The organism is Acaryochloris sp. 'Moss Beach' (assembly GCF_021497025.1).
Lineage (GTDB): Bacteria > Cyanobacteriota > Cyanobacteriia > Thermosynechococcales > Thermosynechococcaceae > Acaryochloris > Acaryochloris marina_A.
Window position 1 is genome coordinate 2,900,741 of record NZ_CP071717.1, and the last position, 26,038, is coordinate 2,926,778.

25 protein-coding genes are annotated in these 26,038 nt (G+C 45.8%); 20 read left to right on the forward strand and 5 right to left on the reverse strand.

Going from position 1 to position 26,038, the window contains the following annotated elements; all coding sequences use genetic code 11:
- The first annotated feature begins 30 nt into the window (after positions 1–30).
- The 4 genes from HRE53_RS13690 to cbiB all read left to right on the forward strand — a co-directional run bounded on the left by HRE53_RS13690 (position 31) and on the right by cbiB (position 5,368).
- Positions 31–471, forward strand: coding sequence for a type II secretion system GspH family protein (locus HRE53_RS13690; protein ID WP_212663934.1), 441 nt, complete (start codon positions 31–33; stop codon positions 469–471).
- Positions 422–1,468, forward strand: a complete 1,047-nt coding sequence (locus HRE53_RS13695; RefSeq protein ID WP_235106846.1) for a PilW family protein — start codon at positions 422–424, stop codon at positions 1,466–1,468. Before HRE53_RS13690 ends, HRE53_RS13695 begins: the two co-directional genes overlap by 50 nt.
- 65 nt (positions 1,469–1,533) lie before the next feature.
- A complete protein-coding gene (locus tag HRE53_RS13700) occupies positions 1,534–4,056 on the forward strand; it encodes a hypothetical protein (protein WP_235106847.1) in 2,523 nt (840 codons plus the stop codon).
- A 292-nt stretch (positions 4,057–4,348) separates the two neighbouring features.
- Positions 4,349–5,368, forward strand: coding sequence for an adenosylcobinamide-phosphate synthase CbiB (cbiB, locus tag HRE53_RS13705; protein ID WP_235106848.1), 1,020 nt, complete (start codon positions 4,349–4,351; stop codon positions 5,366–5,368).
- A gap of 5 nt (positions 5,369–5,373) precedes the next feature.
- Here the strand turns inward: cbiB and HRE53_RS13710 are convergent, their stop codons facing one another.
- Together HRE53_RS13710 and HRE53_RS13715 are read right to left on the reverse strand one after the other, a co-directional pair.
- Positions 5,374–6,552, reverse strand: coding sequence for a murein transglycosylase A (locus tag HRE53_RS13710; RefSeq protein ID WP_212663938.1), 1,179 nt, complete (start codon positions 6,550–6,552; stop codon positions 5,374–5,376).
- A gap of 19 nt (positions 6,553–6,571) precedes the next feature.
- Entirely contained in the window at positions 6,572–6,823 is a 252-nt protein-coding gene (locus tag HRE53_RS13715; RefSeq protein WP_212663939.1) for a hypothetical protein, read from the reverse strand.
- A 509-nt stretch (positions 6,824–7,332) separates the two neighbouring features.
- Here HRE53_RS13715 and HRE53_RS13720 point away from each other — a divergent pair.
- On the forward strand, positions 7,333–10,224 hold the full coding sequence (locus HRE53_RS13720) for an EAL domain-containing protein (protein ID WP_235106849.1): 2,892 nt from the start codon (positions 7,333–7,335) through the stop codon (positions 10,222–10,224).
- On the opposite strand, the gene HRE53_RS13725 is transcribed toward HRE53_RS13720, so the two are convergent.
- A complete protein-coding gene (locus HRE53_RS13725) occupies positions 10,217–10,984 on the reverse strand; it encodes an HAD family hydrolase (RefSeq protein ID WP_235106850.1) in 768 nt (255 codons plus the stop codon). The two genes, HRE53_RS13720 and HRE53_RS13725, sit on opposite strands and share 8 nt — an antisense overlap.
- A 91-nt stretch (positions 10,985–11,075) precedes the next feature.
- On the reverse strand, positions 11,076–11,645 hold the full coding sequence (locus HRE53_RS13730; protein WP_235106851.1) for a CAP domain-containing protein: 570 nt from the start codon (positions 11,643–11,645) through the stop codon (positions 11,076–11,078).
- A gap of 691 nt (positions 11,646–12,336) precedes the next feature.
- Here HRE53_RS13730 and gatC point away from each other — a divergent pair.
- The 8 genes from gatC to HRE53_RS13770 all read left to right on the forward strand — a co-directional run bounded on the left by gatC (position 12,337) and on the right by HRE53_RS13770 (position 19,598).
- On the forward strand, positions 12,337–12,627 hold the full coding sequence (gene gatC / locus HRE53_RS13735; protein ID WP_212663943.1) for an Asp-tRNA(Asn)/Glu-tRNA(Gln) amidotransferase subunit GatC: 291 nt from the start codon (positions 12,337–12,339) through the stop codon (positions 12,625–12,627).
- Between the two features lie 192 nt (positions 12,628–12,819).
- Positions 12,820–14,004 (forward strand): NAD(P)H-quinone oxidoreductase subunit H, encoded by a 1,185-nt coding sequence (locus HRE53_RS13740; RefSeq protein WP_212663944.1) that lies wholly within the window; start codon positions 12,820–12,822, stop codon positions 14,002–14,004.
- A gap of 57 nt (positions 14,005–14,061) precedes the next feature.
- Positions 14,062–14,742, forward strand: a complete 681-nt coding sequence (locus tag HRE53_RS13745) for a bifunctional 2-polyprenyl-6-hydroxyphenol methylase/3-demethylubiquinol 3-O-methyltransferase UbiG (RefSeq protein ID WP_235106852.1) — start codon at positions 14,062–14,064, stop codon at positions 14,740–14,742.
- Positions 14,743–15,419: 677 nt separating this feature from the next.
- Entirely contained in the window at positions 15,420–16,247 is an 828-nt protein-coding gene (locus HRE53_RS13750; protein WP_235106853.1) for a sulfotransferase domain-containing protein, read from the forward strand.
- Positions 16,248–16,571: 324 nt separating this feature from the next.
- Positions 16,572–17,075: a TetR/AcrR family transcriptional regulator gene (locus HRE53_RS13755; RefSeq protein ID WP_255801484.1), complete on the forward strand. Its 504-nt coding sequence runs from the start codon at positions 16,572–16,574 to the stop codon at positions 17,073–17,075.
- Positions 17,076–17,327: 252 nt separating this feature from the next.
- On the forward strand, positions 17,328–18,413 hold the full coding sequence (locus HRE53_RS13760; protein WP_235106855.1) for a zinc-binding dehydrogenase: 1,086 nt from the start codon (positions 17,328–17,330) through the stop codon (positions 18,411–18,413).
- A 149-nt stretch (positions 18,414–18,562) separates the two neighbouring features.
- Positions 18,563–18,982 (forward strand): nuclear transport factor 2 family protein, encoded by a 420-nt coding sequence (locus tag HRE53_RS13765; protein WP_235106856.1) that lies wholly within the window; start codon positions 18,563–18,565, stop codon positions 18,980–18,982.
- A gap of 49 nt (positions 18,983–19,031) precedes the next feature.
- Positions 19,032–19,598, forward strand: coding sequence for a carboxymuconolactone decarboxylase family protein (locus HRE53_RS13770; RefSeq protein ID WP_235106857.1), 567 nt, complete (start codon positions 19,032–19,034; stop codon positions 19,596–19,598).
- 200 nt (positions 19,599–19,798) lie between these two features.
- On the opposite strand, the gene HRE53_RS13775 is transcribed toward HRE53_RS13770, so the two are convergent.
- Positions 19,799–20,389, reverse strand: coding sequence for a TetR/AcrR family transcriptional regulator (locus tag HRE53_RS13775; RefSeq protein WP_235106858.1), 591 nt, complete (start codon positions 20,387–20,389; stop codon positions 19,799–19,801).
- Between the two features lie 744 nt (positions 20,390–21,133).
- Here HRE53_RS13775 and HRE53_RS13780 point away from each other — a divergent pair.
- From HRE53_RS13780 to HRE53_RS13810, 7 genes are all read left to right on the forward strand, one after another.
- Positions 21,134–21,961 (forward strand): alcohol dehydrogenase catalytic domain-containing protein, encoded by an 828-nt coding sequence (locus HRE53_RS13780; protein ID WP_235106859.1) that lies wholly within the window; start codon positions 21,134–21,136, stop codon positions 21,959–21,961.
- Complete coding sequence (locus HRE53_RS13785; RefSeq protein ID WP_235106860.1) at positions 21,849–22,310, forward strand: zinc-binding dehydrogenase; 462 nt, start codon at positions 21,849–21,851, stop codon at positions 22,308–22,310. The genes HRE53_RS13780 and HRE53_RS13785 overlap by 113 nt, the downstream gene beginning before the upstream one ends.
- Before the next feature lie 213 nt (positions 22,311–22,523).
- Complete coding sequence (locus tag HRE53_RS13790; protein WP_235106861.1) at positions 22,524–23,153, forward strand: FMN-dependent NADH-azoreductase; 630 nt, start codon at positions 22,524–22,526, stop codon at positions 23,151–23,153.
- Between the two features lie 439 nt (positions 23,154–23,592).
- Complete coding sequence (locus HRE53_RS13795; protein WP_235106862.1) at positions 23,593–23,997, forward strand: hypothetical protein; 405 nt, start codon at positions 23,593–23,595, stop codon at positions 23,995–23,997.
- Positions 23,998–24,040: 43 nt separating this feature from the next.
- Complete coding sequence (locus HRE53_RS13800; RefSeq protein WP_235106863.1) at positions 24,041–24,775, forward strand: SDR family NAD(P)-dependent oxidoreductase; 735 nt, start codon at positions 24,041–24,043, stop codon at positions 24,773–24,775.
- A gap of 315 nt (positions 24,776–25,090) precedes the next feature.
- On the forward strand, positions 25,091–25,510 hold the full coding sequence (locus HRE53_RS13805) for a nuclear transport factor 2 family protein (RefSeq protein WP_235106864.1): 420 nt from the start codon (positions 25,091–25,093) through the stop codon (positions 25,508–25,510).
- Positions 25,511–25,597: 87 nt separating this feature from the next.
- On the forward strand, positions 25,598–26,032 hold the full coding sequence (locus HRE53_RS13810) for a VOC family protein (RefSeq protein ID WP_235106865.1): 435 nt from the start codon (positions 25,598–25,600) through the stop codon (positions 26,030–26,032).
- Positions 26,033–26,038 lie beyond the last annotated feature (6 nt).

A 26,038-nucleotide genomic window follows, 5' to 3' on the forward strand; every position in this document is an offset into this window, starting at 1 on the left:
ATGAGAAATGTATCGTAGATCGAGAAATTCATGAAAACTCATAGACCTCACTCCCCCAATCCATTGTTGCTCAGAATGTTGCGGACTTCACATACTGACGACAAAGGTCTCACCCTGGTAGAAGCGCTGGTTTCATTGCTGATCTTTTTTGTGGCTGCAGCATCTATTGTGCCGGTTTTTTTGAACTACACAATTTCTACGATTAACAACGAAAGACGCACTGGAGGTATTGCTGTTGCTCAGCAAGTGCTAGATGGACTGCGCCAGGTAGATACCACGACTCTACAAGCTACTGGCTCCGACACCCTAACAGATGTTTCTTACTTGGGTAAGACTTATACCCCTATCGTTACTTACTGCCAGAATCCAGCATTCTGCACCAACCCAGACTCCCGGCACATCACACTTCAGGTATTCCACAATGGCGACGAAATTTACCAAGCTGAAACTGTTTTCACCAACCTCCAATAAAGGTTTTACGCTGGTTGAATTATTGGTTACAACCCTTATTGCTTCGGTAGTGCTGGTCTCTTCTCTGGGACTGATTACCAACCAACGTAGGCGCTTTGTCTCCGATCAGGTTCGTGCAGAATCTAATCAAACCTTGCGGGTGGGTTTGGATCTCATAGGTGCTGATATTAAAAATACGGGAGACTTTTTAGAGACGGATATTAATTTGCCTGTGGTGTCTGTTATAGATGGTGCAGCAGGAGCACCAGACGAAGTTATTCTGCAGCGCAAACTCATCTCTGACACATTGACCGTTTGTGAAGATGTTAATGCTGGTGTCCAAGCAACCATAACCGTTGCTGTGAGACCTGGTGCTGGTGACTGTCCGATCTATTCGGATGGTAATAATGATGATTTGAACGATCCACTGACCCTGGCAAGCAGAGAACGCTGTGAACAAGACAATGTTGCGGGATGTGATCGAGTAGCTGCCCTTGCCTCAACTACTTGTGATGACGAATGCGTAACGGCCTATATATATGACCCTGTAGACCGTGAGGGTGAATTTTTTAGTTACTCATTTGAGGCACCTGATGCGACGCCTAATCCGACCCTGAATCGGATATTTGTTGGGGATGGTGCTGCTTTCGCCAATACCTATCAAGTGGCCAATAGACCCGTGATTTATCTCCTTGAGCAGCGACACTACCGGCTGAATAACAATGTATTACAGCTAAGTGTGAATCGGGGTAATTTCGTATCGATAGTCAACCAGGTTGCAGATTTTCAGGTACAAGCACAGTTGACGACCAATCCCAACCCTCTAGATGCATTTAATTCTACGCCAGGTGGTGATCCACAAACTTACCAGCAGACTAACCCCTTTACATCCTTGCAATTTCTACAGGTAGATTTGCAGTCTGTCGATCCATCTGAATCTGATTTAACTGCATTGGATGCCGATCAGCGCCAGATTTCTTCTAGATTCTATCCACGTAATGCTAAGTCCGACGATTAACGGTCTGTAGCTTTTTTGCCTTCCTATACAAGATTCTTTGCCTTACTTAGAGACTTATTACAGCTATGAAGTACAATTCCAGCCGCTTTCACCACTCCTTATTTCAACTGTTGGTACGTCTTCAGCAGACTCGGCAAAAAGAGGGAGGATATAGCTTAGTCGTTACAGTGGCGATGCTGTTGATTTTGTCTACCCTGCTCATTAGTGCTGCGGTAGTCAGCAAAGTGGATACAGCGAGTACCAATGCTTCTGCTAGAAGTAGTAATGGCTTTTATGCTGCAGAAGCTGGGCTGAACTTGCGTGCTTCACAAATCCAAACCCAGTTTCGAGGGTTTCAGCGCCCTACAGGCACGGCTCCCCTAGATGACAATAATGACGGCGAAGTGTGGGATAACTGCGCAGATGGTAGCAGTGTTGGCACGGGTGATTTTGATTGTCGTCCATTTACGTTTCAAGGCCAAGATGTCTTTACCTACATTCAAGAGGTAGGGCAAGATGACAATTTGGATGGTGTCCCCGATGATGTGGATGGGGATGGTGTGGCCGATCCAATCTCTATTGTGGTGCCACCTGGAGAGAGGTTTGCAGGCTTAAGTGCTCAAGAATATCGGTATGATTTATGGTCTGTTGCCCAACGAAATGATCTCCCTTCTGCTGTATTGGGTATGACCTTCAAGAGTCGGGTAATTCCCTTATTTCAATTTGCTGTATTTTATGAAAATGATGCTGATTTTAGTATTCCGCCTGATATGACCATTAATGGTCGGGTGCATACCAATGGCGATCTATATTTAAATTCAGCTTTTAATCCTCTGAGACTGACTATCAACGGTGATGTGACAACTGCCGGCACCCTTTACAGAGGGAACAAAGATGCTAGAGGTGGACAACAGTGCAGCGGCAACGTCACGATTCGTAGACAAGATGGTAATCCTCAAGATTTACTGTGCCAGGGCAACGCCATTACATCCTATACCAACACCACAGCGACCCCCTCTAATATCAGTACTTGGGGAACTGCTATTGATACTGGGATTGATGTATTAGAAGTACCATCACCAGATGCCTATAACCCCACTCCTGGTAGTAGTTATTGGGATGCAGCAGATCTGCGGATTGTTCTGGAAGTTGATACGAATGGCAACCCTAGCGATCGCAACGGTAATGGTTATGTACTCGAAGTTCGCAATCAGGATGGCACCCCTAACGACAATTTATCTGAACGACTGTTGAGAAGTTGCCCAGTGCCAGAAGCAGTATTACAGCCTGATTCAGATGCAAGTCCAACTCAATACCAACAAGGGAAAACACGTCTGCAATTACTCGATAACAGCAATTTAGGTACAAATGATTCCAACAGAATTGTGACGATTGGTGATCATGTTACTGATTCAGTCAACGTCGATGTTGATAGTAATGTCATTAGTAGTCGACCTGCCACTGATGTGCGCCTTAGGAAGAGACTAAACCAAGAAATTAACTTTGACCCTGCGAACCCTCTTAACCTACCTGCCCTTCCAGGGACAATAACAGTACGCAAGGCTGTTGTCTCTACTTCCAACACCTTCTACAACTATCGGGAAAAACATGGTGTAGCGGGTGGTGATGAGGGTCGTTTTATTCGAATGGTAGATGTTGATGTGCAGGCACTGCTCGATTGTTCTCATGATCAGCAATTAATGGGAGCCACACAGCTGAATGATCGTACTGATGGGGGTTTAGTGTGGTTTGTCACAGTAGATACCCCTGACCCTAAACCCAATCTCAGTGATGATCCAGATGCTGATAGCGATAATAACTCTCAAGTTGGCAGTATCTATGGCGTGCGTCTTTATAATGGCGCTTCTCTCAATACTAGTGCTGCAGTTACTGGTGCGCCGACCATTGAGGGATTAACGGTTATCTCTGATGAAGCAGTCTACGTTCGTGGTGACTATAACCTTCACACAGATCCTGATCCAGCTGTTGATACTTGGAGACCAGCAGCTATTATGGCTGACTCCATCAATGTTTTATCGAATTCATCTTTGCTCGATGACTCTGATCGCCGGATATTTGATACTACTGGTGGCAATGGGCATCCCAACAACATCCAATATCCTCGAGGAGATAATCGAGGAACGATTAACTGGAATGCCGGTCCTCGCAATTCTACTGAAACTACTATCAATGCTGCCTTTCTCTCAGGAACTGAAATTACTGGGGGGGCCAACGGTTCAGCAACGCAGCTAAATACTATCCAAAGTGGTGGGGTCAACAACTTCCCGCGATTTCATGAAAATTGGTCTGGTATTCCTTTGAATTATCGAGGGTCTTTGGTAAGCCTCAGTGAACCTCGGCGGATCAATTCTGATTTTTGTGGCAGTAGAAATGAAACTACTTGCAATATTTACAGCCCTCCGATCAGAAATTGGGATTTCGATCAGCGGTTTAATGATGCGGGTGACTTACCCCCACTCACGCCCCGAACGGTTTATTTGCGTCAGGAATTGTTCCAGCGTGATTTTGACCGCAACTCAAGTCGATCCGTGCAGTTGTTTGCTTCTGCACCTATTCTTCCTTCCATTCAGCCCAATTTTTCTCTGTAACCTATTAGACGGAAGTCGATTTGACGCTTGAAATCCCATAGTACAAAAACAGGAGCTAAGCTTGGCTCCTGTTTTTGTACTATGGGCAGTGGGCTGAAAACAGCCTGATCAACTCCCGAGTCACCTGATAGCTCTCCATCAAAGGAGTAGGATCAGTTAGTTTAGACTATGGCTATGTTTTCCATACCTACTGTCTACCCCTTAGGACAGCAAGTCCTCAAGCCAGATTCAATATGGCTACTCTTGTCGTCACTTATCGATTTATCTCAATACTTATGTGTGTTTGTAGTCAGTGATCACTTCTGATTCTGCACTGGCCTTCGACCGGCTCTTACCTATTGTGGTCCTGATCAGTGCTGCAATCCTTGATTTTGCGATTGGTGACCCTTGGGGGTGCCCCCATCCTGTTCAAATGATGGGTTGGATCATTCAACGCTATACCAAGGGAGCACTTCGGTGGTGGAATGAACCCTGGCAACTGCGGATAGCGGGTATACATCTGACGATCGCACTGGTTTGTAGCGTGAGTTTGGGGAGCTGGCTGCTGTTCTATGGGTTGGACCGGTGGGCTTGGCCGATTAGCTTGGGAGTAGAAGTTGTTTTGCTCGCCAGTTGTTTTGCCGGTCGTAGTTTACGTGATGCAACGGTTGACGTTCTTAAACCTCTAGCGAAAGCGGATCTAACCGTGGCGAGATCTCGGCTTCGTCGCTATGTCGGTAGAGACACCGATACCTTGGCAGAGCAAGATATCTTAAGGGCGTTACTAGAGACCGTTGCCGAGAATACCACGGACGGTGTGATGGCTCCTTTGTTTTATGCTTTAGTGGGTCTGGCCATTCCTGGGGTAGGCCCCGTACCGATGGCGTTGTTCTATAAGGCGGTCAGTACATTAGATTCGATGATTGGGTATCGTACGGCCCCTTACACGGATCTGGGTTGGTTTAGTGCTCGTCTGGATGATGCGCTGACCTGGTTGCCCTGCCGATTGATAGTACTCACCGTTGGATTGTTATCGGGCAAACTCAAATCTGTCTGGGTGATTGGTTGGCGAGATGCCCGCAAGGATCCTAGCCCTAACTCGGGCTGGAGTGAATGCGCTTATGCTGCCATCTTGGGCGTGCAGTTGGGAGGACAAAATTGGTATCGTGGCGTTGCTAAACTAAAGCCGCTGCTGGGCAATCCCCTACAACGGATTACAGCGAAGCATATCGAAGTAGCGATTCGCCTCACCCGCAACTGCTTTTTGCTGTGGTTGGGATTGGCAGTGGCCTTCACTTGGTTAACGTTGCCAACCCCTGGGTCTTTGGGTTAACGGTATCAGTTGTCTTTGAGCAGCAAATAATAGAGCTGCCCGGATCCCGTCATCACCCCTGCTCGTTCCTTCGCTTTTGCCCCAGTCCCCATAAAAACATCCACCCGACCTGGGCCTTTGATTGCACTGCCCGTATCGTGATCTAGCACAAACCGACTGACATCTTTGAATTCTAGCTTTTGGCTGGCATTGTAGTAGGGTAAGTTGGTTTGGATCAGCGCTAATGCACCAGGGGGCATGAGCGATTTATCGGTTGCAATGGAGCGCTCATCGGTGACGGGGACATTCAGATTCCCCATGGGAGGCGAACCAAAGGTTTCTTGAAAAAAGACAAAGCTTTTGTTTTTGGGAATGTATAAATCTAAATCTTGAGGATTCTCGTCAAAGTACTGCAGTACAAGAGGTAGACTCAATTCCTCAAGGGTGAATTTGCCATCGGCAATTAAAGCTTTACCGATACTGGTATAGGGATGTGCGGTCTTTCCGGCATAACCGACTGTCATTTCTGTGCCATCAGTGATACCCAGACGGGCCGATCCTTGCACTTGGACTAGGAATGCCTGGATGCGATCGCGCAGCCATACCAACTCTAATCCCTGCAATTGACCTTGAGATCCTTGCAAGCCATCTGCGCCCTCTAGCTCTGCTCGGGTGGGATGGGGCTTCGGCCATTCCTTCAAATCTGCGGGAGCCTGATACAGGGGGTAGCGAAACTCTGCGGTGGGTTTGCGGCTAGCGGGATAGGTCGCCTCGTAATATCCCGTAAAATCGACATTGCCCTTTTGGTCATTGCCAATAGATTGGTAAAACTGAAATTCACGCTTGACCGCCTTTTCTAGGGCTTTTGGCGACTTGGCCTGCACCACCAACTGCCGAAAACGGCGGAGGCTACGGGAGACACGATCGCGGGTGATACCCGGAACTTTATAGTCTTGGTAATCTTTTTGGGCTTTTTCAGTTCCTAAATACTCCAAGCTGTGATCAATCGCCGTCAGCAGCGCTTTATAGTCTCCTTTCTGGCCATTTATTTTTTTCCATAGCTGTTTATCCTTTGCTAAACCCCTGGGCAGTTGGTCTGTAGAAATGACCTGTAAGGGAAGAGGTTCCATGGGGGGTGTTGCAGCCGTCAGAGAAGTGGTGGCAGCAGTACACCCCAAAAGCAAAGGCAGAGTTAGAAAAAACATGCAGTCAAACGATTAGAACTTAATAACGGTCGACGCTAGATAAGAAAACAGGTTCCACTCGAATGGCAGTAATGCTAGAAGGACGGATCACCATATACTCGCCCTGGATATTTTTAATGGGGACGTTAATGAATTCCTTGGAGTCTGACTTGGGTACCAGCTCGTTGCTGTACCACTGCTGAAATTCTTGAATAGTTGCAAACCGAACCTCTTCTTTGTGGCCCCCTTCGATAAACAGGTGGACCGCATATTCATTGGCAGTTTTTGGCATTGTTGGATGTTGTGATGTACTCCGAGCTAATTATGGACAAAAACTAGCGCAAACATAACGAATGGATTGATATTCTTGTCTAACCCCCATACCGATAGCAGCGGGTAAACCTCTCTCCTACCACAGCAGAGGATGGCTGTGAGCCATGGACTGGTTGATTCAGAATTCAGGATAAATCAAGGTTGACTGGGTGACCAGTGCGGTCAAGCGTTTCTCAAGTCTGGCACTGTTCATCTATCGATAAAGGAGGGAACACTAAGAAGTTATGGGGCTAATATCTAATAAGATTCTCATAGGTTTTTAATATATTTATGAATCAAAAACAAACGAAAAAGTTTTCTAGTTGATAGTTAACAATACACTGATACCTACGCCCTTGAGGTCAATGCCTGAGCTGTCACCATAGATTTATTCACCTCAGTGAGACTAATGCTATATCGGCAACGTAAATATAAATATATTTGTTAAAATAAAAAAATGATCCCCGTGCTGAAAATAAGTTTAAGCCTATGGTGAGAACTGATCTAAACCTGAGAACGTTAGACATCTCAGTTGCCAGTTTTAACCAGTCCAATGCAGATCAGCTAAGAAAGATGAGCCAGAAGAGATATGGCTGGCTGTGGAAGATAGCAATTTTGCCATCCCTTGCCATTGGATTAGTCACGGGGACACCGGATGTTAAAGCAGAAGAGAATATTCTAGTTATTCATTCTTACCATCCAGAACTGTCTTGGACTGACCAAGTTAAACAGGGCATTGACCAATCTTTTCAAAAACGTCGGCCCGAGGCCAAAATTTTCCATGAATATCTAGATGGCAAACGTCTACCTGCCCTAGAACATTCTCAAAGTTTTCTAGAGTTGATTCAGGAAAAATATCAAAAGATACCCCTGGATGCCTTAATGGTTTCGGATGATCCGGGTTTACAGTTAATCTTGCAAGTTCGCGATCAGTATTTTCCCAAAGTGCCCATTGTGTTTTTGGGCATTAATCATGTTCAACCCGAACTCTACAATGTTCCTGGATTAACAGGAGTATTTGAAAAACATAGCGTCGCTCAGACTGTTCAAGTTGCTAAGCAACTGACGGGGGCAGATGGCTTGATTGTGATTAATGATTCCACGGAAACGGGACAAGCCAATATCAAACGGATCAATGAGATCAAACAGCTCCCTAACGTGCCTCAATCCATTGCGATTATCCATGATGTGACACCTGAAGATTTACCTCAAAGGTTATCTGCCTTTCCTTCGACATGGCCGGTATTGCCTATGGGGCAGCTCCGTCAAGGTCATGCCAAAGGCAAGTTGATTAACTTTGAGATGGATACCCAAATCCTCAGAGACAAGTTGCCGAATCCCCTGTTTACTGCCACAGTGATGCGGGTAGGGCCAGGAGCCGTAGGCGGCAAAGTTCTTGAAGGGGGGGTTCATGCTGACCAGGCAGTCCGTTTGGTTGAACAAATTTTGGATGGGGCTAATCCGACTGATCTGGAGCCGATTGCTGAGTCCAAAAATCTGTGGATGTTCGATGCTAGAGAGCTAAAGCGTTTTCGGATCAATCCTCGAGATTTACCCGTAGGTAGCATGGTGCTCTATAGTGAGCCCTCCTTTTATGACCAGCATCAGGGTTTGGTATGGGTCGTCTTCGGCGCTTTTTCCAGTTCTTTAGTGATGATTGCTTTGCTGATAGAGGTATTGCGTCGGCGAGCACAGGTTGAGAAAACCTTGCGAGACAATGAAAAACGCTATAAAGACCTGGCAGAAGTGGGTGCCAATACCTTCTGGGAATTGGATATAAATCTGAATTTGTCCTATGTCTCTGATCGGAAGGGGTATCAAACATCAGCCATTTCTTCTCAGGCCATTGGTTTGTCTTTAACGGATGTGTTTGCAGATGAAGAGATGTTTGAGTTTAATACCAAACGTCTAGACACTATTCTGCATTGGCGTCGACCGATTCAAGACTTTATCTTTTTTGCCAAAGAAGATAATCAAGAGATGCGAATCTTTAAGCTGAATGGTAAGCCTATTGTTGATGATGCCCAGCTATTTCAGGGGTATCGAGGGATTCAGCGAGATATTACCGAAGAGTATTTCTTAACCAAAAAGATTGCCTATCAGGCGGCCTACGATAGTTTAACGAATCTGTTGAATCGTTCAGAGTTTGATAATCGGTTACAAGAATCCGTCGATCAGGCTAGAGAAGACAAGACTAAGTTTGTATTGTGCTATCTCGATTTGGACCAATTCAAGTTGGTCAACGATACCGCTGGCCATATGGTTGGCGATCAGTTGCTCACCGAATTAGCACAACTCCTCAAACAAAAGATTCGCCCCGATGATGTTCTGGGACGTTTGGGGGGGGATGAATTTGGATTGCTGATGCAAGACTGCTCTTTGTCAGAAGCCCAAGCCTGTTGTGAAATGTTGGTGACTACAGTCCAGACCTTCCGCTTTCAGTGGCAAGACAGTCAATTTAGAGTGGGGGTGAGTGTTGGTATTGTGGCCTTCGCAGATGCCAGCTATACCTCAGAAGAACTTTTAAGTCGGGCAGACCTGGCTTGCTATAAAGCCAAGGATGCTGGCCGGGGACGAGTCTACGTTGCCAATCAAAATGATCGTGAGCTAGACCATTATCAATTGCAAATGGCTCATATTGCGGATATTCCCCAAGCCATTGAAGAAGACCGATTATTCTTAGTGAAACAGCCTATCCTGAATATTAATCAGCCTTCTGCTCTATTTCGCCATTATGAAATTCTTTTACGGTTGAGAGATGGCAAAAACAATATTATTGGGCCTGGATTGTTTATTCCGGCGGCAGAACGCTATGGCGTGATTGGTCTGATTGACAAGTGGGTGTTAGAAAATACCCTCCGCCAGTACTATCAATGTGGCTTAAAAGATGTGGTTGTTTCCATTAATCTGTCAGGGGCCAGCATTAATGATGAGCGAGCGATGGCGGACGTCATTGCCTTGATCACCCAGTCCAATGTGCCCCCCAGCAATATTTGTATCGAGATTACTGAAACGGCCACCATTGCTCAATTGGATCAGGCCCTGCGGTTTATTGAATCCCTCAAGAAGATTGGGGTAAAGTTTGCTTTGGATGATTTTGGCAGTGGTGTGTCTTCCCTGAGCTATTTGAAGAGCTTACCAGTGGACTACCTCAAGATCGATGGCAGTTTGGTGAAGAATATTGCTGTTGTAGAGAGCGATCGCGAAATCATCTACCTCATTAATGAGTTAGCCCATAAGCGAGGGATGAAAACGATTGCTGAATTTGTGGAAAATGAGCAGATTCTAGAGCAGTTACGGATTATTGGTGTGGACTATGCCCAAGGCTATGGCATTGGTAAGCCAGAGCCGTTAGCGGTCACTCAATTAATGGTTAGCTGACCGATTTTCCCCCCAGGGATGTCAGGAACGCCATATCTATATATTCAATGTTTGCAGTTGCCCCAGCTAATCGAGACAAGGGGTGGTCTGGATCCCCCAAACCATTGATGACGAGTAATGCCCCAGTAAAGTCTTGGGTTTGGGTATAGTCGTTGACTGTGATGATGGGCTGACAGCCAGCGGTACAGGCGGCTTGACAGCCCGCCTGGGAATCTTCAAACACCAGACAGTCAGAGGGTGCTAAGGCCAGTTGGTTCAGTGCATAGCGGTAAATGTCGGGAGCAGGCTTTTTGGCCGGGACTATGTCTCCGGCGGCAATGGTCTCGAACCAATGCAGGCTGTCTGTACCTAAGGTGTGCTCTAGGAGGACGATCACATTGGGAAGATCGCTGGTGGTTGCGATCGCAAGTCGTATCCCTTCATCCCTCGCTTCTTGTAGCAAGCGCTCCACCCCAGGCCGCAGCGGAATCGTACCCTGCCTGAGTAATGCTTGGTAATGTGTGTTTTTAGCCCCATGCAGGTCTGCAATAAAGCCCTGCAAATCTTGGGGGGGCTGCCACTGGGGACAATACTGCTGGATATAATGGCGAATTCGCTCCTTGCCCCCTGCGACCTGGAGGAGCTGCCCATATTGTTCGACGGACCAGTGCCACTCTAATCCAGCATCCGTAAAGGCTTGGTTAAAGGCGACTCGGTGACCATCACGCTCTGTGTCCGCCAAAGTGCCGTCTACATCAAATATTAGAGCTTGGAGAGACAAGGGTGCGATCGCAAAACATCATCTTCAACCTATCAAATAATAGGTAGGATATCGCTGAATAAATAGGTATGAAAAGAGTGACCGCTCGCCTTTATTTAGGTTCCATATAGATTTGAGTGACATAGTAGGTTTGTCCATCGCGCCAAATTCCGACGCCTGTCTCTTGCATCTCTGGTAGCAGAATATTTTTACGATGGCCGGGGCTTCTCATCCAGCTGGTAACGGATAGACTCACGGGATCAGGCGAACGATTACATTTCATCAGGTTTTCCCCAATAAGATATGCCCTGAGGCCCAACGCCTCGACTCGGCGGCGGTGGTTGCGGCCCTGATGATCAATATGGCTGTAAAAATTATGGTGTGCCATCTGCTGGCTATGGGAGCGGGCCGCTAGAGACAGAGTGGGATTGAGGCGTAGGTCCGGTAGGCCACGGCCTTGACGTTTGAGATTAATCCGTCGCAAAACATCTGCTTCCATCTGAGCGATGTTGCTGGATTGAACCGGTAAGGTAAAAGTACTTGTCCCTAGAGAGGACGGTTGCAGAGATTGGGATAAACTCGGCGTTGCGACGAGGCTAAGGCCCAAGGCCAAACTTAGAGGCCAGCCCCAACGTCTAAAAATAGATAAATGAGACGCCTGATGCTCCTGACTGATGTGCATGAATTGATTCCCCCCGGAATAGACAAAAACAGGCAACGATCTGGCTAATGAAATGAGTATGGCAAGTCCATGTTTGCGATCGCGTCTTTGTAAGCAAGCCCTTTGTCCAACATGCGTATAACTTTGGCACAGAGAAGTGAAGAACTCGGTAATTCTGACTACGAAAAATGGATAAATCTCCATAGCAAATGGCGCCCTGATTCGAGAAGTGATCAGTAAGCAATTGCTATACTCAAAAATTGGTCGATAAAAGCCTGTCTTATCCTTAGGGTAGACACTTTAGCTTTCTATTCGAACATAGAAAAATAATTTAATTCCCAAAACTAAAATAAATAAGCTAATTACTGCTGGGCTAGCTCTAACTAAGCCTTAATTGACCAGACAAAAAGTTTGGATTTTATAGGAGGACTGCTGTTAAAACGATAAATTTAGATGTCTTGAAATAATATAATAATGTCCTAATCGTTGCTAAAAAAGATGTGATCTTGAGGGGCGATTCACTGTGCGCTCTGAAGGATTGAGACAATAGGGCTGCTTTTGAACCCTGCAGATGTATCTGTATATGCAGTGGACGTGGATGGGGTTTGATATCACCTATATTCACGTCAAGCTAAGATTAAGTGAGTGAACTGCCATTTGCTGTGGGACACTCTAGAAAAGTCACAGCTAGCATTACATAGGAGATGCTCTCATGCTGGAGCGTGCAGAAGTCGATAAAGTTGCCCATCTGGCCCGCCTATCCCTCACGGATACTGAATCAGAACAGTTCACCACTCAGTTGGGGGATATCCTCGACTATTTTGAGCAATTGAGCGAGCTTGATGTTGCAGAGGTAGAGCCCACCACCCGAGCCATTGACGTTAGCAATGTCACTCGTACCGATGATCTAACGCCCTATGATGATCGAGAGGCCATTGTGGCTTGTGCGCCGGACCAGGAAGATGAGTATTTCAAAGTGCCCAAAATCATGGGTGAAAGTTGATTGAGCAGCGGGTTAACCCAGAGTTGTTGCTCTCTCCTATAAAAATATTTGAATTCCTGGATTAGAGATCTGTACCATAGGTAAGGACATACTTCTCCTAGACCATGTCTAGTGAGTGATGTCGGTGATAAACTAGCAGGCTCCACCATTCTTGGGTTGTAGTCGTTTTCTCGGAAGGAACCGTTACGCAATATGCCAACCATTGAAACCCGCACCGAACCCATGGTCCTTAACATGGGACCTCAACACCCTTCTATGCACGGGGTGCTGAGACTCATGGTGACCCTAGATGGTGAGAATGTCGTCGATTGTGAGCCGGTGATTGGCTACCTGCATCGCGGCATGGAAAAAATTGCCGAGAGTCGGTCCAACATCATGTTCGTCCCCTATGTCAGCCGCTGGGATTATGCGGCAGGCATGTTCAACGAAGCCATCACGGTCAACGCACCAGAACGCTTAGCAGATATCAAGGTGCCGAAGCGGGCCAGCTATATCCGAGTGATTATGCTGGAGCTGAATCGAATTGCAAATCACCTGCTTTGGCTTGGCCCCTTCCTCGCAGATGTGGGAGCCCAAACCCCCTTCTTCTACATTTTCCGGGAACGGGAAATGATTTACGATTTGTTTGAAGCCGTGAGTGGCATGCGCTTCATTAATAACAACTACTTCCGGATGGGCGGGGTCGCAGCTGACCTCACCTATGGTTGGGTCTCCAAGTGCTTAGACTTTTGTGATTACTTTCTCCCCAAAGTCGATGAGTATGAGCGTCTGATCACCAATAACCCCATCTTTATTCGACGCCTAGATGGTGTGGGTACCATTAGCCGCGAGGATGCGATTAATTGGGGCTTGTCGGGTCCCATGCTGCGAGGATCTGGCGTTCAATGGGATCTCCGTCGAGTGGATCACTATGAATGCTATGACGACTTCGATTGGGAAGTGCAGTGGGAAACCAAAGGAGACTGCCTCGCCCGCTATTATCTGCGGATTCGTGAAATGCGGGAGTCCGTCAAAATTATTAAGCAAGCTCTAGAACATCTACCCGGTGGCCCTTACGAAAACTTAGAAGCCAAGCGGATGATGGAAGGCCGCAAATCGGAGTGGAATTCCTTTGAATATCAGTTCTTGGGTAAGAAGCTCGCCCCCACCTTCAAAATTCCTGAAGGTGAACTTTATGCCAGAGTCGAAACAGGTAAAGGTGAGCTAGGCATCTATCTGATTGGTGATGAGAATGTCTTCCCTTGGCGATGGAAGATTCGCGCCCCTGATTTCAATAATTTGCAGGTCTTACCCCAGTTACTCAAAGGCATGAAGGTCGCCGATATTGTGGCGATTCTAGGGAGCATTGATGTGATTATGGGATCCGTCGATCGCTAATCTCAGCTGCTCAACTGACGAGAGTAGTGGACTGATATCTGTGCGCGGGGTGAACGTATGTCTAACGCCTCTGAACTCATTCAAGAGATGCAGACGTACTATCACCATCGTGCTGCTGATTATGATGTCTCAATGGGCTATGACCAGCCTGAAGTGGTTGCTCAACTAGCCGATGTCATTGAGCATCTCAGACAGTTGGTAACGGGTAAACGGGTGTTAGAGATAGCCTGTGGCCCTTGTTTCTGGACGGAACAAATTTATGATTGCACTCATTCTTTTCTAGCAACCGATTACAACCAAAGTACCTTAGAGCAGGCAGCCCTTAAGCAACTCCCCGCTCACAAAGTCCAGCTCCAGCAGGCTAATGCCTATCAGCTCTCCGATCTTCCTCACGATTTTGATGTTGTCCTAGCGATAGATTGGTTGGCTCATGTTCCAATGTCAAGAATGCGTGATTTTCTGCATGACCTGCATCTGCATATGAAGGGACAAGTGGTGTTTTGTGATCAGCTCCCTGGATCCAAATCTTGGACAGGAAAATTTGATTCTGAAGGAAATCATTTACAATCACGCCATTTGAAGAATGATGCATCCTATACCGTGATCAAGCATTTCTTCTCAGATACAGAAATCGCAAATATTTTTTCTGATTTTCCAGTGAATGTTGAGATAGATCGTTATCCTGATGTACAAAGAATAGTGTTGTCTTATTCGTTAAACCCTACGACTATTGAGTAATAAGTCTAGTAGACGCTAAGAGAATAATGATCATCGGGAGTAGAGCTTGGCAGTCGCCATTGCTAAAATTCTTAGATTGTTTACAGCCTGATTTGGATATTGGCTATCTTCGATTTCACCCTGATTAAGAGGGAGAGTAGGAATAGTGTGTGTAGATTACTTATGCGATCGCACTACTATGCCTTACATGATGGATATCAATCTTGAATGATTTATATTTTTAGAATATTTTTTATTCTTAAATATAAAAAAACTGAATCTTGCACTCTATGATCCCAAAAATTCAATGGATTAGGCTACTCTAGCAAACTAAGTCAATAATTTAACTCATAAAAAAAATATAAAATAATGTTTATTAAATTAACCAGATACTTTTAAAAGTATTAATAGATACAAAAAAAATAGTAATTAGAGTTACAAACTTTTTGAGCTGTTAGTCTTACTATATTCAAAGGCATAGTTTTCTCGCTAACTGTAATTCAATGCTGGCCTGCATAATCTTGTAAAACTGGAGATTAACGTATTTTTGATCCTGTTTTTAGGAAATATTTTTTGCATGAAAATTAGTTAACTATATTTAGTTTAATTGAATAGCTAATCTTGAGTTTTATAGCAATTTTGTTTCAATGAAATCTTAGCCAAGCAGCTAATAAATTATTTTTTTCGATTCAAACGCCATGAAAATCAAACATATACTGAATACAATTGATCGAAATTTTCATCCCTCTCATATCTATGCACTTCAGCCAGATCATGATCTTCTGAGAGAGAATCGACCCTATAGAGAAGCCAATGATATTGTTCTTTTGTCTTATCCAAGATCTGGGAATACATGGCTGAGGCGGCTGCTGGCTAACTCGATTTTAGAAGCTCAACAATACCCATCTTCTATCCAATCCGATATCCCTTTTGAAACCGTTGTCCCATCAATTTATACGCAAAGTATCAAACCACCCTGTCTGCATCATTATGATGATATCTGTCACCGCATTGTTAAAAGCCATGAGCATAGGGATGCAAAGAAACATAAGACGGTTTATGCATTTCGTAACCCTGTAGATACATTGGTCTCTTGGCATCACTTCGTCGCCAATTCTCCAAGCCTCTTACAACAATTTCCTTGGGTGTCCGATCTTTCCATCGATGAGTTTTGCTTGAATGCAGTAGAGGGCTGGGCCAAACATATTCAACAGACTCGTCACTATAAGGACATCTTGTTAGTGGAATACGAAAACTTATTTCAGCATCCTCATCAGATGCTGGCCAATATTTTGGATTTTTGCAGTATTCCCCGCAGCAATATTGATCTAGATCAGATCATTGAGAACCAATCGATCTGTAAGCTAAAGCCGGTGACTCAATCCCAAGAACTCAGAAAAGGCGGGGTTGGACATGGCGAAAATGAATTACGGCCTGACACCGTGACTGAGCTACGTCAGTATCAACAAATGCTCAACATGACCTGGAAATCTGACATGGAACGTAGTCTGACGACTGCAATGTAAATTCAGTATAGAACTCGACTCTCCTCTCATCTGACTCATCAGAGCTATCGAGGTTAACCCCAGTCACAGTATTGCAAAAGAACTTCCAATAGTGATCGATCTGGCTGGCACCCCTATCAATGCAAGTATTCTTAACTACGTGGCAACCGGCAAATATGCTCCGCGAGGGTATTTGCAGCGGTAAGCTCGTGACTTTAGTTTTATGATGCATTGGATTATTTGCCAAAATATTCCCTTGCATTTTTCAGATGCCTGCCGTAAACTACATACATGTAGACAAGTTGTAAAAGCGTTGTGGGCAATACGAGGACAAAAATCTTAGATGTGGCGGAGCGCTTGACCCAAACAAAAGGGTTCAATGGCTTTAGTTATCTTGATTTAGCTGATGAAATTGGCATTAAAAACTCAAGCATACACTACCACTTCAAAGCTAAGGCCGACCTAGCTTTGGCTTTGGTAGAACGCCTGCATGAAGGCCATAGTGCTGTCTTTGAAGATCTCAATAAAAACCTCGATACACCACAACAACGGTTGCAAGCAGTGGTCGACTATTTTCAAACCTACATCCAAGACGAGAAGTTTTGTATGTGTGGAATGATGGCGGCAGAGTTGCAATCGGTTAGTCCAGCAGTGAGAAGTCGTCTGATTGCGTACTTTAAGGACCTTCAAATCTGGCTTACTGAGCAGTTTGCGGCAATGGGAGAACCCGATGCCCAAAACAAAGCACTCAGGTTTGTCAGTACAGCAGAAGGTTCATTGTTGCTGGCGAGACTTGAGAATGATCCTAAAATTGTTGGCCAAGCATTGAAAACGTTTATCCACAGCTGACATATTTTTTGGACCATATTTTTTTTCGCTTATTTATCTACATATATATAGGTCAGTTTTGATGTATATTTTGTTAAGACGTGATCTCAACCCCTACCAAAACCCAAGGAGATTAGAACAATGTCACACGTAGCTACACTCGACGTAACATCACATCGCTGGGATTAATATTTCTGGCTCGCAACTCGTTGATTAACTACGAGATAACGCATTTCACTGGAAAACAATAGTACTCAACTCAACGAAAAAATTATGCTAGCAACTTACTATCACGAGCGTTCAGACATTCGCGTTGGCAATCTACCCGACCCAACAATACTCTCGGATACAGACGCCATCGTTCGCGTTACCCTCGCAGGGATTTGTGGTGCCGACTTCGACTTTATTAACAACGGTCCCGAAATGGGTGTTCCACAGGGCATGCGGATGGGGCATGAGTTTGTCGGAATCGTGGAAGCCGTCGGGAAGGCCGTTCATACCGTTAAAGTCGGAGACCGTGTAGTTGCCTCAGCCATGTTTGTTGACGGTGTATGCCACCATTGCAAACGCGATCTCCCCTCAGCCTGCGAACATGGCGGTCTGTTTGGTTCTCCCCTCTTCGTACAGCACGGCGGCAGTGATATTCAAGGTGGCCAATCCGAATTTGTGCGCGTGCCCTATGCCAATGGAACCCTATTCAAACTGCCTGACAGCTTTACGTCGGGTTCAGAAGACCACAAAGCGCTACCGCTGGCAGATAATTTTGCAACTGGATATCATGGCGCCCTTAACTCAAATATTCTCCCTGGCGAAACCGTTGTTGTTATCGGTGACGGAGCGGTGGGCCAGAGTGCTGTGATGGCAGCCGCAAAGCTCTTTAATCCTGAGCAGGTTATCCATGTGGGCCGTTACGATAGCCGACTGGCGTTTTCCAAACAAAAAAGTGGTGCGACCCATACTGTCAATGGCAAGACCCAAGACCCCATCGAGTATGTGAAGAGCGTGACTAATGGTTACGGCGCGATGTCGATTATTGACACCGTTGGTAATAAGGGATCTATCGGGCAAGCCATGGCGATGGCCCATGCAGGCGGTAAATTGAGTGTGCTTGGGTTTGGGCACCTTTATGAACCTGTAGATGCACCCTACTCTGATGCTCTATTTAGAAACCTGACCATCCATACCGGTGTCGTGAATGTCGCCGCCTATATGCGGACGCTACTTCCGCTCGTTGAAAGTGAGCAGATTGATCCGAGTGTTATCTTTACCGATACCTTGCCACTGGCGGAGGCTAAGAAAGGCTATGACTTAATGATGAGTCGGACGGCTGGTACCGTCAAAGTTGCGCTTAAGCCCTAATTCGCAACCAACAATTATCGAAAGCTGACATAACTTTTGGGTCATATTTTTTTGACTCAGCTATTTACATACATGTAGGTCAGTTTTAATCCTTCTTCTGTTAAACGTTGAACTCAAAATCTAATCCAACCCCAAAGGAGACTAAAACAATGTCAACTACAACCACACTAAACGTAACCCCTAAAACAGCCGCTGACGAAGCACAGAGCTTTGCAGAATACAAAGCTGTTGAAGCTGCTTTGCAGCCTTATATTGAGTCCGCCAAAACAGGTGACGGCGCACTTTGCCGGACGGCCTTTTATGACCATGCTCATATTGTTGGCTCAGTACACGGCACTTTCTATGACTTGGATGCTGACACGTTCAAAGGCGCGGTCAATGAAGCTGGTGCATCTCCAGACGTTCAGTCCCACATTGCCTGGATTGATATTTCTGGACCTGCCGCCGGCGCAAAGGTTGAATTTATCAACTGGGCTGGTTTCCGCTACACCGATTTCTTTGTTCTCTATAAGCAAGATGGTCAGTGGAAAATCAGCGGCAAGGTCTACGACTCTCACGCCCAAAACTAATCTTCAACCCTAACGCTAAAAAAACAACGCTAAAAAAAGGAGAAACACGATGACGAACTTTATTTTGCACACTGAAGAAACTGCGCCCGAAGGAAGCAAAGCGATTCTGCAAGGCGCTAAGAAAGCCTACGGATTTGTGCCGAACCTGATGGCTACTTTGGCGGAATCCCCTGCGGCAGTGGAAGCATACGGTACGCTTTCTGGAATCTTTGACAAAAGCGACTTTACCTCAGCAGAGCGTCAAGTTGTTTTGATGACCAACAACCGCCTGAACGGTTGCACGTACTGCATGGCCGCACATTCAACCATTGCCAAAATGCAGAAAGTTCCAGCTGATGTCATTGAGACATTACGTAAAGGCACATCATTTACCGATCCGAAGCTTGAAGCGCTGCGCGTATTCTCGGCTAAAGTCAATGAGAATCGTGGTGTTGTCAGTGATGCTGATATCGCTGCGTTCATTGTGGCAGGTTACAGCAAGGCCAATGTCCTCGAAGTTATTGTGGGAACGGGCTTAAAGGTCCTGTCCAATTACACGAATCACGTTGCCCAATCCCCTATTGATGACGCATTCCAGTCAAATAAATGGTCTGCAGATATGTCTGAGGCTGCATAGCAAGCAGGGGTATTGATCTGTGCATAGGACAATACCCTTTACCTTAGCCCGCAACTAAAAGCTTGAAAAATGATATGCCCCTGCTACCCTAAGTCCCTGAGGTAGATGGAGGGAGATTGTCAACTTAATCTTACATTACCGAAATTTAAATACATTGTTCCTGTCTTTACAGTTGCCTTGAACTAGTATTGATAAATACCTTAAGAACAAACCAAATAACTACTCAAGAATGAACTCATCTTCTCGATTGGCTTGACGGATTGTTCTAACTGCATTCTTAACAAAGCGCCTTCATAGGCATTAACCAGGAAATCAGCTAGTTCCTCGGCAGAGATATCATCACGAATGACGTTTCGACTCTGCCCGCGTTTAAGGGTTTGGGAAAACTGCTGTTTCATACCTTCTAGGCCTTCAATCATGGCCTGCCGACACAGCTCACTACTCCCTCCCAGCTCTGCCCCCAAGTTGCCTATGAGGCATCCAGTTTTCGAGTCCTGATGCCGCTGCACTTCTCTCTCAAAAAAATCCTTGAGCGCCATGAATGCGTTGTCTTCAGGTTCCTTAAGCTGATCAGACATACAGGCAATCAACTGCCGAGAGTAGTGCCGAATCACCTCAGCTGCAAAATGCTCCTTGCTTTCAAAGTAGTTATAGAAAGACCCTTTAGGAACGTTGACCTGATCGACAACTTCTTTGATCCCAGTACCGTGATAACCCTGACTAATAAACAATTTTAGTCCTTCATCTAGAAGTCTTTCACGGGTGTTGTCATTGCGTCTTGGCCTGGCCATGTAGACAGTATATGACCAGGAACGCTACATAGCTATTGAGGAACCTAAACTATGCTAGAGAGAATCAATACCAAACACCGTCGGGTTAATAATTTTAACCCGTTAAAGGCTGTCACCAACCAGACAGGGATTTTTGTATCAGAGGGAAATTATCATCCTCCCACCTCTGATTAATGTACTGCTTCAACGACAGAATTAACGGTTCAGGTCGATGGTGGATATATTCCGATCCAAGAGAAAGGTAAACGGAGTTTTGAAGCGTTGGCAGAAATGTACTATCGACCAGAAAATATTCAATTTATCGATCGCCATCATCGTGAGATTGTCGATAAAAAAGGAAAAAGGCAATAGACAAGAGAAGGCGCTCATAATGTCTTACAGAATTAGGGCAGCCATGATCAGTGATGAATAGAATCAGTGATGAATGGAAAAGTAGATGGAAAGGCCCCGTGATCAAGAGTCCAACTATCACTGCTTAAAGAAACTTTTTGATTACGCTCCCATTGAGTGAACCTAAAATAGAGAAAGTTAGAGTCTGTATTCCATTCGCCGCGAGGGTTATAGCACTAACGCTGTTTTATATTCTGATGCTTATTTAACCCCTATAAACATATCAATCAAGACATTTGACGTTTAAAGATGACTGGTCATATAATTCTAGACGACCGGTCATATAGTTGTTTTATGACAAGACCAAAGCGTAGCGAAAACATCTGAGAAAAACTTCTGTAAAAAGGGCTTCAGTTGTTGTCTGGTCAAGGCTATCACGGCACTGGCACCAAGGAAGTTGTTGCTCAAGTCGACGTTCCAAAAGGTTCTTTACCCAAAAAAATTATGCTAGCAACTTACTATCACGAGCGTTCAGACATTCGCGTTGGCAATCTACCCGACCCAACAATACTCTCGGATACAGACGCCATCGTTCGCGTTACCCTCGCAGGGATTTGTGGTGCCGACTTCGACTTTATTAACAACGGTCCCGAAATGGGTGTTCCACAGGGCATGCGGATGGGGCATGAGTTTGTCGGAATCGTGGAAGCCGTCGGGAAGGCCGTTCATACCGTTAAAGTCGGAGACCGTGTAGTTGCCTCAGCCATGTTTGTTGACGGTGTATGCCACCATTGCAAACGCGATCTCCCCTCAGCCTGCGAACATGGCGGTCTGTTTGGTTCTCCCCTCTTCGTACAGCACGGCGGCAGTGATATTCAAGGTGGCCAATCCGAATTTGTGCGCGTGCCCTATGCCAATGGAACCCTATTCAAACTGCCTGACAGCTTTACGTCGGGTTCAGAAGACCACAAAGCGCTACCGCTGGCAGATAATTTTGCAACTGGATATCATGGCGCCCTTAACTCAAATATTCTCCCTGGCGAAACCGTTGTTGTTATCGGTGACGGAGCGGTGGGCCAGAGTGCTGTGATGGCAGCCGCAAAGCTCTTTAATCCTGAGCAGGTTATCCATGTGGGCCGTTACGATAGCCGACTGGCGTTTTCCAAACAAAAAAAGTGGTGCGACCCATACTGTCAATGGCAAGACCCAAGACCCCATCGAGTATGTGAAGAGCGTGACTAATGGTTACGGCGCGATGTCGATTATTGACACCGTTGGTAATAAGGGATCTATCGGGCAAGCCATGGCGATGGCCCATGCAGGCGGTAAATTGAGTGTGCTTGGGTTTGGGCACCTTTATGAACCTGTAGATGCACCCTACTCTGATGCTCTATTTAGAAACCTGACCATCCATACCGGTGTCGTGAATGTCGCCGCCTATATGCGGACGCTACTTCCGCTCGTTGAAAGTGAGCAGATTGATCCGAGTGTTATCTTTACCGATACCTTGCCACTGGCGGAGGCTAAGAAAGGCTATGACTTAATGATGAGTCGGACGGCTGGTACCGTCAAAGTTGCGCTTAAGCCCTAATTCGCAACCAACAATTATCGAAAGCTGACATAACTTTTGGGTCAGCTATTTACATATATGTAGATCAGTTTTGAGCTACTCGTTGCAGGTTTTTCTGTGAGGTGAATTTTCTGAAAAGTCAGCTCACAGTTTTCATCACCACTTCTCTGCAAGAGAGCAGAAACCAGACAGAAACCGGATTCGCACCTATTTACTTAGACTTGAGGTTACATCATGAAGAAACTGCTTTACATCAAGTGTTCACCGCGAGGCACTCGCTCCAAGACAGCCCAAATTGCTGAGGCATTTTTACCTGCTTACAAAGAGAAGTATCCCGACGCAGAGATTGAGGAAATCGACCTTTTTAAGGTCAAGCTGCCTGAATTTGACGGTGATGCCGCTGCTGCGAAGATGTCTTTCTTCGGTGGACCTGATATGGACAGCAAGCAGCAGACTCTCTACGATGAATTGGTTCGGCTTTTCAACCAGTTCAACTCCGCTGACGATTATTTGTTCAGCGTTCCAATGTGGAACTTTGGTGTGCCCTGGAAGTTGAAGCTCTACATCGACCTGTTGAGCATGCCCGGCACCCTTTTCGGCTTCGATCCAGCAGTTGGCTATAGCGGGCTGCTTAAGAATAAGCGTGCAACTGCAGTGTATTCGGCAGCCATTTACAGTTCTGACGCATCAAAGCAATTTGGGACTGACCACGTATCAACCCATTTCACCGACTGGTTAAACTTCGCTGGCATCGATGATGTTGCTACGGTATGGTATCAACGCTACAAGATGGTCAGTGACGACGAGGCGAGTGCAGCCTTGGAGAAGGCGCGGGAAGAGACTAGGGTCGCGGCACGGCGCTAAGTACAGCACTCACTCAAAAGCCATTAACCAGAGTCGGAAACCATTAACTGGAACATTATCAGAACCTGGATTGCTCCATCAGGCGCTAACCCAGTCATTTACTTACTTTCCAGTAAGTAAATGACTGGGTTAGCGAATTCAATATGCAACTTGATATACTGGCAATTCTCATAATGATGGACGGCCGGCCGGTACCATCAAAGTTGCGCTTAAGCCCTAATTCGCAAACAGCAGGTTGTTGATGAGTCCAGAAGCAAGAAGTCTTTTCATGGTTTACTCTAGGACTTTTGGCTCTGACAGTTGTGTCACAAACATTTTTCAAGGCGACTGGGTTTAAGCAACAAGGATGATTTCCTCAAGTCTAGTTATGCCAATACTGGGAACATTTGACTTCATTTTAAGACGACCAGTCGTATTTTTGTTTATTTAGGAGTTGCACATGAAAAATACACTGCAATGGCGAATTCACGGTGATGAATTTGAGGATGGTAGCAAGATGGCGGACTGGAAAAAGATTGAAAGTAGCGCTTGGCATTTTCAAGTTGAAAGTAGCTATGAGATGACATTCGATATCTACGAACATGATGGTCAGTTCTGGAAGCTATATCAGGGGCGCTGGGTTGTAGAAGGGATCGCCGAATATACTTATCGATACGGTGGTCAAGCCTGCCGGATGACCCAGGTGGCTTACACAAAAAAGGCGAGATCCCCCCACTCTGGCCGGCTTAAACAGCGCGGAGATTTGGAGTGGGTGCGGGTTTACGAAGTAAATGAACGCATTCATAACGTTGTGAAGACTGGCCTGCCGAATCCAAAGTACAACGGCAAAACTGTCGCGGCCTAAATGGAATTGAAGGCAGTGTTTGGCAAAATCGAGGAGGTGCGCTGTGACAAAACCCATTTGTTTGATTACTGGGGTAGGAGACGGGACGGGAAGTGAGATCGCTCGCAAATTTTCCCAAGAAGGATACCGGGTAGCAATGATAGCCCGTAATCGCGATCGCCTCCAAGCGCTCGAACGAGAACTGCCGCAATCCAAAGCTTATGCTTGTGATATTGGCGATTTAGAAGCATTACTCTCCACCCTAAAGAAAATTTGCTCAGAGATGGGACATCCTTCTGTCTTGATCCATAATGCTGTTAGCGCTACCTTCGGAAGGTTTCTAGAAGCCGATCCTGAAGATTTAGAACGCAACTTTCGAGTGAATACAACATCATTGCTTTACCTGGCTCGGGAACTCTCACCATCTATGATTGCAGCCGGCAATGGTGCAATTGTGGTCACGGGAAATACCGCTGCCTTCAGAGGCATTCCCAGCTATGCCCTATTCGCACCGACCAAGGCTGCACAGCGGGTACTATCGCAAGCGCTTGCCCGTGATTTGGGGCTAAGGGGTGTTCATGTCGCCTATGTGACCATTGATGCCGCGATCGCTACTCCCTGGTCCAAAAACTTGCCCATTGAAGGGCTCAACATTGGACTATTGAATCAACAAGAGCGACCCGAAGATTTTTTCTGTCAACCCATTGATATTGCAGAAGAGGTGTTTCATGTGGCCCATCAACCAAGATCAGCTTGGTCTTTTGATGTGGAAATTCGACCGTTTGGGGAAAAGTGGTAGTTGCCGAGATACTAACAATCTTCCCTTTTGGATCACTTTTCAAATCATTGGCTTGCATTTTTTGGAAACTTGCCTTAGGCTACATACATGTAGATAAGCCATGAAGGTGTTGCGAACAACACAGTAAGCGACACAAAAACAAAGATCTTAGATGTATTGGAGCGCTTGACCCAAGCCAAAGGGTTCAATAGCTGACAAATTTTAGAGTTACATTTTTTTTGATTTGTTTATCTACATACATATAGGTCAGTTTTGGCGTATACTTTATTAGACCGTGATTTTGACCCCCTACCCAAACTCAAGGAGACTAAAACAATGTCAACTGAAACTACACTTCACGTAACCCCCAAAACAGCTGCTGACGAAGCGCACAGCTTTGCGGAATACAAAGCTATTGAAGCTGCTTTACAGCCTTATATTGAGTCAGCTAAAACAGGCGATGGCGAGCTTTGCCGGACAGCCTTTTATGACCATGCTCATATCGTGGGTTCTGTGAACGGCACTTTTTATAATTTGGATGCTGATACGTTCAAAGGTGCGGTCAATGAAACAGGCGCATCCCCAGACGTTCAGTCCCACATTTCCTGGATTGATATTTCTGGACCTGCCGCATCAGCAAAGGTTGAATTTATCAATTGGGCTGGTTTCCGTTATACCGATTTCTTCGTCCTCTATAAGCAGGATGGTCAGTGGAAAATCAGCGGCAAGGTCTACGACTCTCACGCCCAAAATTAATCATGATATACAGGCACTGGTAAGTGACTGCAAGCTTTGCCTGTATAGGTTTCGTCTTAAATAGAATTTCAAAAACAGGAGGAAAATATGTCAGCGTCTGTACCGTCCTCAATTGCACCCAAAAGAATTCTCTATACAATGCTTCGGGTCAGCGATCTGGATAGATCGATTGCGTTCTATCACAATATGTTAGGTATGTCCGAGCTTGGGCGTGAAACCTTTCCCGATGCCGACTTTACCGCTGTCTTTATGGGATACGGAAATCGAAAAACCGATGCGGTCATAGAGATAACCTATAACTGGGACAAGCGTAGCTATGAGCATGGTACAGCCTACGGAAATCTCTCTCTTGCCGTAGACGATGTCTATGCATTGACAGCTTATCTCGAAGAGAACGGTGTAAAGGTCTTGCGCCCCGCAGGAGAAGTACCAATGGTTTCAACCGAAACAGGTGAGAAGCACACGTTAGCATTTATTGCTGACCCCGATGGTTACCGCATTGAACTCATGCAAACGGCTTGACTTTTA

What these genes read in the sequence shown, in the direction of transcription:
- HRE53_RS13805 (WP_235106864.1), top strand. Translation starts at nt 25,091, where the DNA reads ATGTCAACTGAAACTACACTTCACGTAACCCCCAAAACAGCTGCTGAC.
- HRE53_RS13765 (WP_235106856.1), top strand. Translation starts at nt 18,563, where the DNA reads ATGTCAACTACAACCACACTAAACGTAACCCCTAAAACAGCCGCTGAC.
- HRE53_RS13775 (WP_235106858.1), bottom strand. Translation starts at nt 20,389, where the DNA reads ATGGCCAGGCCAAGACGCAATGACAACACCCGTGAAAGACTTCTAGAT.
- gatC (WP_212663943.1), top strand. Translation starts at nt 12,337, where the DNA reads ATGCTGGAGCGTGCAGAAGTCGATAAAGTTGCCCATCTGGCCCGCCTA.
- HRE53_RS13790 (WP_235106861.1), top strand. Translation starts at nt 22,524, where the DNA reads ATGAAGAAACTGCTTTACATCAAGTGTTCACCGCGAGGCACTCGCTCC.
- HRE53_RS13770 (WP_235106857.1), top strand. Translation starts at nt 19,032, where the DNA reads ATGACGAACTTTATTTTGCACACTGAAGAAACTGCGCCCGAAGGAAGC.
- HRE53_RS13695 (WP_235106846.1), top strand. Translation starts at nt 422, where the DNA reads ATGGCGACGAAATTTACCAAGCTGAAACTGTTTTCACCAACCTCCAAT.
- HRE53_RS13810 (WP_235106865.1), top strand. Translation starts at nt 25,598, where the DNA reads ATGTCAGCGTCTGTACCGTCCTCAATTGCACCCAAAAGAATTCTCTAT.
- HRE53_RS13760 (WP_235106855.1), top strand. Translation starts at nt 17,328, where the DNA reads ATGCTAGCAACTTACTATCACGAGCGTTCAGACATTCGCGTTGGCAAT.
- HRE53_RS13710 (WP_212663938.1), bottom strand. Translation starts at nt 6,552, where the DNA reads ATGTTTTTTCTAACTCTGCCTTTGCTTTTGGGGTGTACTGCTGCCACC.
- HRE53_RS13700 (WP_235106847.1), top strand. Translation starts at nt 1,534, where the DNA reads ATGAAGTACAATTCCAGCCGCTTTCACCACTCCTTATTTCAACTGTTG.
- HRE53_RS13795 (WP_235106862.1), top strand. Translation starts at nt 23,593, where the DNA reads ATGAAAAATACACTGCAATGGCGAATTCACGGTGATGAATTTGAGGAT.
- HRE53_RS13745 (WP_235106852.1), top strand. Translation starts at nt 14,062, where the DNA reads ATGTCTAACGCCTCTGAACTCATTCAAGAGATGCAGACGTACTATCAC.
- HRE53_RS13750 (WP_235106853.1), top strand. Translation starts at nt 15,420, where the DNA reads ATGAAAATCAAACATATACTGAATACAATTGATCGAAATTTTCATCCC.
- HRE53_RS13715 (WP_212663939.1), bottom strand. Translation starts at nt 6,823, where the DNA reads ATGCCAAAAACTGCCAATGAATATGCGGTCCACCTGTTTATCGAAGGG.
- HRE53_RS13730 (WP_235106851.1), bottom strand. Translation starts at nt 11,645, where the DNA reads ATGCACATCAGTCAGGAGCATCAGGCGTCTCATTTATCTATTTTTAGA.
- HRE53_RS13740 (WP_212663944.1), top strand. Translation starts at nt 12,820, where the DNA reads ATGCCAACCATTGAAACCCGCACCGAACCCATGGTCCTTAACATGGGA.
- HRE53_RS13785 (WP_235106860.1), top strand. Translation starts at nt 21,849, where the DNA reads ATGTGGGCCGTTACGATAGCCGACTGGCGTTTTCCAAACAAAAAAAGT.
- HRE53_RS13720 (WP_235106849.1), top strand. Translation starts at nt 7,333, where the DNA reads ATGGTGAGAACTGATCTAAACCTGAGAACGTTAGACATCTCAGTTGCC.
- HRE53_RS13690 (WP_212663934.1), top strand. Translation starts at nt 31, where the DNA reads ATGAAAACTCATAGACCTCACTCCCCCAATCCATTGTTGCTCAGAATG.